Source organism: Kluyvera sp., from assembly GCF_965301105.1.
On the sequence record NZ_CBDKZX010000136.1, the window covers coordinates 1 to 5582 of the forward strand.

Here is a 5582-nt window from a genome sequence, read left to right on the forward strand (position 1 = left end):
CAGCATGCCGAGGAACACCGCGCGGCGCACGTTGCGGTTGACCTTAAACAGCGCCCAGCCGCCCTGCTTCAGCTTCAGGCTTTCGCGGATTTCATTCAGTTCATCACGCGCCTTCTCCGAGGTATCGCGCAGCATGCGCAGCACCTCTTCGGCTTCAATATGACGGCCCTTTTCCGCCAGCCAGCGCGGGCTATTCGGCAGGAACACCACCAGCACAATCAGCACCACCGCTGGCAGCGCCAGCACGATAAGCATCGCGCGCCAGTTACCGCTGTAACTGAAGGCCGTATCGGACAAAAACGCCAGCACTATCCCCAACGTCACCATCAGCTGATACATGCTGATCATCTTGCCACGCACGTTTTCGCTGGCCATCTCGGAGAGATAAAGCGGTGCGGTATAAGAGGCAATACCGACGGCCACGCCGAGAATAACCCTGGCGATCAACAGCATTTCGACGTTCGTCGCCAGACCCGAGCCGAGCGACCCGGCAACAAACAGTACGGCCCCGACCATCAGGCTATATTTACGCCCCAGGCGGAATGACAGCCAGCCGTTGAACAGCGCGCCGATCGCCGCTCCCAGCATCATACTGCTCACCACCCACTCCTGGAGTCGGCTGGATAACACAAAGTGATCGGTGATAAACGGCAGCGCGCCGGCAATCACCCCGATATCGAGACCAAAAAGCAGCCCCGCGACCGCTGCGGCAACCGAGACAAACTGGTTCATACGTCGAGTGTCGCGCTGGGTGCGCGGCATGAGCGAAGGATCGTTACTGATTGAAGCCATATTTTCCTGCCAGACAGAGTAAGACATACAAGGAAAGTAAGAGATTGATGAACAGGAGTGTCAGGCGGGAAAGGTTATTAACATGGACAATATTGCTGCAACACATCGTTTTGTGATGGACATTTGACTTTCAAATGGAAGCCAGCCGTGTTGCATAATGCCTGTAAGAGGCAATACACAATGGTGATAATTTCATTATCATCATTTAAGTATGGATTATTTGCACCTTCCTATATGGATAAATCTCATACAGCCCATGCTTTTCACAGGCATAAAAAAACCTGCCGCAGCAGGTTTTTTTATTGGGCAGGCTAAAAATTAGCGCGCCAGCCAGCCACCGTCTACGGCAACGGTATAGCCGTTGATGTAGTCAGATGCCGGGGAAGCCAGGAACACGATCGGCCCCATCAGGTCGCTCGGCAGACCCCAACGGCCAGCCGGGATACGGTCGAGGATAGCGGCGCTACGCTCTTCGTCAGCACGCAGCTGCTGGGTGTTGTTGGTCGCCATGTAGCCCGGAGCAATCGCGTTGACGTTGATACCGTGTTTCGCCCACTCGTTCGCCATCAGACGGGTTACGCCCATTACGCCGCTCTTGGAAGCGGTGTAAGACGGAACGCGGATGCCGCCCTGGAAGGAGAGCATGGAAGCGATGTTGATGATTTTGCCGCCTTTACCCTGCGCGATGAAGTGCTTAGCTGCCGCCTGAGACATAAAGAACACGCTCTTGATGTTCAGGTTCATGACATCGTCCCAGTCTTTTTCGCTGAAGTCGATCGCGTCTTCACGACGGATCAGGCCAGCGTTGTTGACCAGGATATCGATATGGCCGAATTCCGCCACCGCACGCTCCAGCAGCGCCGGGATGCCGTCGATCTGACGCAGGTCAGCGGTCAGGCTCAGGAAACGACGACCCATCGCGGTTACACGTTCGATGGTTTCAGTCGGTTCAACAATGTTGATACCCACAATGTCGCAGCCCGCTTCAGCCAGACCCAGCGCCATACCTTGACCCAGACCGGTATCACAACCAGTAACAACGGCAACTTTGCCCTGCAGAGAGAATGAATCCAAAATCATTTTATATTCCTTATCGTTAGCGCCTGTACCGGACAGGCATCATTGAACTAATGCTGTCCGCGACTAGCGCAGATCCTTCACTGCTACATGATCCATGTCATCAAAGACCTGGTTCTCACCCACCATCCCCCAGATGAAGGTATACGCTTTGGTACCTACGCCTGAATGGATCGACCAGCTCGGCGAAATCACCGCCTGTTCGTTGTGCATCACGATATGACGCGTTTCCTGCGGCTGCCCCATCATATGGAACACGCAGCTGTCTTCATCCATATTGAAATAGAAGTAGACTTCCATGCGGCGCTCGTGGGTATGGCACGGCATGGTATTCCACAGGTTGCCTGGCGCCAGTTCGGTCAGGCCCATGCTGAGCTGACAGGTTTCGAGTACGTCCGGCACAAAATATTTATTGATGGTACGGCGGTTACTGGTGAGGTTATCGCCCAGGGTCACCGGTGCTACATCGGCAGGGGTCACTTTTTTGGTCGGGTAAGTGGTGTGTGCCGGCGCGCAGTTGTAGTAGAACTTCGCCGGTTTCGCCGCGTCGACGCTGGCGAAAACCACTTCTTTAGCCCCTTTGCCCACGTATAACGCGTCGCGATGGCCAATTTCGTAGCACTGGCCATCAACGGTGATGGTACCCGCGCCGCCAATGTTGATGACGCCCAGCTCGCGGCGCTCCAGGAAGTAACTCACGCCAAGCTGCTTGCCCACTTCGCCGCCAACCGATACGGTTTTCGCCACCGGCATGATGCCACCAACGATAATGCGATCGATATGGCTGTACACCATGGTGTATTCGTCGGCGACAAATACCTGCTCAACTAAAAACTCTTCGCGAAGCCCCTGCGTATCCAGCGTTTTAGCATGAGCGCTATGAATGCTCTGTCTTACTTCCACCTGAACCTCCAGGAAAATGTGGTCTTATGTTCTATTACAGAACGAAACTTCGTTCCGTTTTGTTAATGCACGTATCTTATCCCTGATGAAATGGGTTTTCAATTGCAAATAAAACATCGTTTCATTTTTTCTGTGAATTAATATCAAAAATGCAAATGGGATCACGAATACGCCGTTACCCACCCTCAGCCAAAAATAAAAAACAATATTATTCATCTAGTTACATTTTCTTTGAAAAATACTCTGTATGAGGTAAATGATGTCGCAAAATCAAAGATACGCTTGACGGGAGGGGTAAAGGGTTATCAAAAAAGTCGCAGAAATGATGATTTTTCGTATAAAGTGCGTCTGCCATCACAAACATTGAAACGGTGTTTTGATAAATTAACACCTAATTTTTAAAATGACATCCACATCGGCCAGCGAAGTTGATAGCACCTCGCGACCGCATCAGTAAAAGGAGAGCACCATGGCTAAAGGCATGCGGGTAAAATTGAATTATGAGGTCAGCCGCGACCCGGACACCGGCGCGGAGGTCACCCGCTTAACACCACCAGAAGTCACCTGTCATCGTAACTACTTCTATCAGAAGTGCTTCTTTAACGATGGTAGCCATCTGCTGTTTGCTGGTGAGTTCGATGGCCATTGGAACTACTACTTACTGGATGTGGCGAACGCCGAAGCCGTACAGCTGACCGAAGGCGCTGGCGACAACACCTTTGGTGGTTTCCTGTCTCCGGACGACAAATCCTTTTACTACGTTAAGAACGACCGCACTCTGCTGGAAGTAAATCTTGAAACTCTGGCCGAGCGCGAAGTCTATCGCGTGCCGGACGACTGGGTTGGCTACGGTACCTGGGTGTCCAACAGCGACTGTACCAAGCTGGTCGGCATTGAAATCGCCAAAAGCGACTGGACGCCGCTGAACGACTGGAAACTGTTCCACGACTTCTTCCATAAAGGCCCGCACTGCCGCCTGCTGCGTGTCGATCTGCAAACCGGCGAAAGCGCGGTGATCCACGAAGAGAAAAACTGGCTCGGCCATCCGATCTACCGTCCGTTTGACGACAACACTGTCGCATTCTGCCACGAAGGCCCGCACGACCTGGTCGACGCGCGCATGTGGATGGTCAACGAAGACGGCAGCAACGTACGTAAAGTTAAAGAACATGCGGAAGGCGAAAGCTGCACCCACGAATTCTGGGTTCCGAATGGCTCCGCGCTGGTTTACGTTTCTTATCTGAAAGGCAAACAGGGTCGTACCATTTACCGTTTCAACCCGGACACCAACGTCAACGAAGCGTTGATGCAAATGCCGGCCTGTTCACACCTGATGAGTAATTTCGACGGCACCCTGCTGGTCGGCGACGGCTCCGGTACCCCGGTCGACGTGAAGGACACCAGCGGCTATACCATCGATAACGATCCGTATCTGTACGCGTTTGACGTAGCGAAGAAAGCCTACTTCCCGGTTGCCCGTCACGATACCTCGTGGGCAACGGTACAAAACAGCCGTCAGGTGACTCACCCGCATCCGTCCTTTACCCCGGACGACAGCGCGGTGCTGTTCAGCTCTGACAAAGACGGCAAGCCGGCGCTGTATATCGCCAAACTGCCAACCGAACGTAAGTTCATGCAAGCATAAGAATTTTAAGTTTAGTGTTTCTGTAACTGGCCTTGCCCTCCTCTGGAGGGCTTTTTTTTGCCTGCGGTTTGTGCGGACGTTGCTATTCCCTCGCCCCTTGGCACGGACGGCCCCCTCTCCCTTTTTAAGGGAGAGGGATGGGGTGAGGGTTTTACACCAAGCTCCCCCCCTCACCCTAACCCTCTCCCCAAAGGGGCGAGGGAATATCCGAGCCAGAGAAATAGATTGTGCGCGCTGTATATGCTTCTGCCCCCACAAAAACGAAAACCCCCGGCCAAATGCTCCGGGGGGAAAACGGATGAGGGTCCGGTTTTGTTTATTTAGAAGGAGTAAGCCACACCTACACGCAGACGGGTCTGACGTTCATCGGTAGATTTCACACCCACGTTGCCCACTTCAAAATACGGAGACCAGTTTTTGTCCCACTTGTAGGCCATCTTAGCGTTATATTCGGTGCTGTAAGGTTTATTATTGTTACGATACAAGCTCTTATGCTGATCGTCTGCCACGGTACTGCGTGCATAAACGTAGTTCAGTTCCACACGCCAGTCGCCCATCGCCCAGCCAACCCAGGTATCCACTTTATTGACCTTGTCATCTACGCCGCCGCCGTTGCTGGAAGTGGCCGGAACGCGGGTATATTCATAACGGTAACGCGCCGCCACATAAAAACCATTATCAAAGCTGTACTGCGCGTGCAGGTACGGTTTGTAGATGGAGTAGCTGTCTTTACTTTCAATATTAAAGCCTGGGTTCAGGGCAAAGTTATCTGTCGCCTTCCAGCGCCAGTTAATGGATTCTTCGTGACCATTACCCACCATTTCGTTAAACGGACGATCCTGTTTATCAGTATCACCACCCGTTTTCCATTTTGCTTCGACGCCAAAACCAAGACCGTTATCAAATCGATGAGAAACCGCAACACGGTCAGCGTTGGAACCGCTGTCAATATATTCATGACGCAGGTCAACGGTTACCGCAGATGCAGCGAAAGACATGCCAGATAATACGGCCAGGGCCAGAGTTTTCTTTAACATTTGCCATCCCTCAATTGAAATTATGTTTCTTTTTTATGAAATTGAATTTTATTTTTTCCAAATTTCTATTTTAGTGATCGAGATCGTAAAGATTTGATTCAGAAAATCTGGCACAAGGAGGACGTGAT

Annotated in this window: 5 protein-coding genes; 1 reads left to right on the forward strand and 4 read right to left on the reverse strand. The window is 52.0% G+C overall.

The features are described from left to right. From ACW14G_RS21975 to kduI, 3 genes are all read right to left on the reverse strand, one after another. The coding region (locus ACW14G_RS21975; protein ID WP_455648806.1) for a sugar porter family MFS transporter at nucleotides 1-792 on the reverse strand (792 nt) is incomplete at its 3' end. 318 nt (nucleotides 793-1110) lie between these two features. After that, entirely contained in the window at nucleotides 1111-1872 is a 762-nt protein-coding gene (gene kduD, locus ACW14G_RS21980; RefSeq protein ID WP_064542911.1) for a 2-dehydro-3-deoxy-D-gluconate 5-dehydrogenase KduD, read from the reverse strand. A gap of 63 nt (nucleotides 1873-1935) precedes the next feature. Further along, nucleotides 1936-2772, reverse strand: coding sequence for a 5-dehydro-4-deoxy-D-glucuronate isomerase (gene kduI / locus ACW14G_RS21985; protein ID WP_064542907.1), 837 nt, complete (start codon nucleotides 2770-2772; stop codon nucleotides 1936-1938). A gap of 469 nt (nucleotides 2773-3241) precedes the next feature. Here kduI and ACW14G_RS21990 point away from each other — a divergent pair, with 469 nt between their 5' ends. Further along, entirely contained in the window at nucleotides 3242-4417 is a 1176-nt protein-coding gene (locus ACW14G_RS21990; protein ID WP_249022791.1) for an oligogalacturonate lyase family protein, read from the forward strand. 320 nt (nucleotides 4418-4737) lie between these two features. Here the strand turns inward: ACW14G_RS21990 and ACW14G_RS21995 are convergent, their stop codons facing one another. Then, nucleotides 4738-5454 carry an oligogalacturonate-specific porin KdgM family protein gene (locus tag ACW14G_RS21995; protein ID WP_065358234.1) on the reverse strand — a complete coding sequence of 239 codons (717 nt, stop codon included), beginning with the start codon at nucleotides 5452-5454 and terminating at the stop codon, nucleotides 4738-4740. Nucleotides 5455-5582: the final 128 nt, after the last annotated feature.

Coding starts and splice junctions, on each gene's coding strand:
- kduD (WP_064542911.1), bottom strand. CDS start 1,872: ATGATTTTGGATTCATTCTCTCTGCAGGGCAAAGTTGCCGTTGTTACT.
- ACW14G_RS21990 (WP_249022791.1), top strand. CDS start 3,242: ATGGCTAAAGGCATGCGGGTAAAATTGAATTATGAGGTCAGCCGCGAC.
- ACW14G_RS21995 (WP_065358234.1), bottom strand. CDS start 5,454: ATGTTAAAGAAAACTCTGGCCCTGGCCGTATTATCTGGCATGTCTTTC.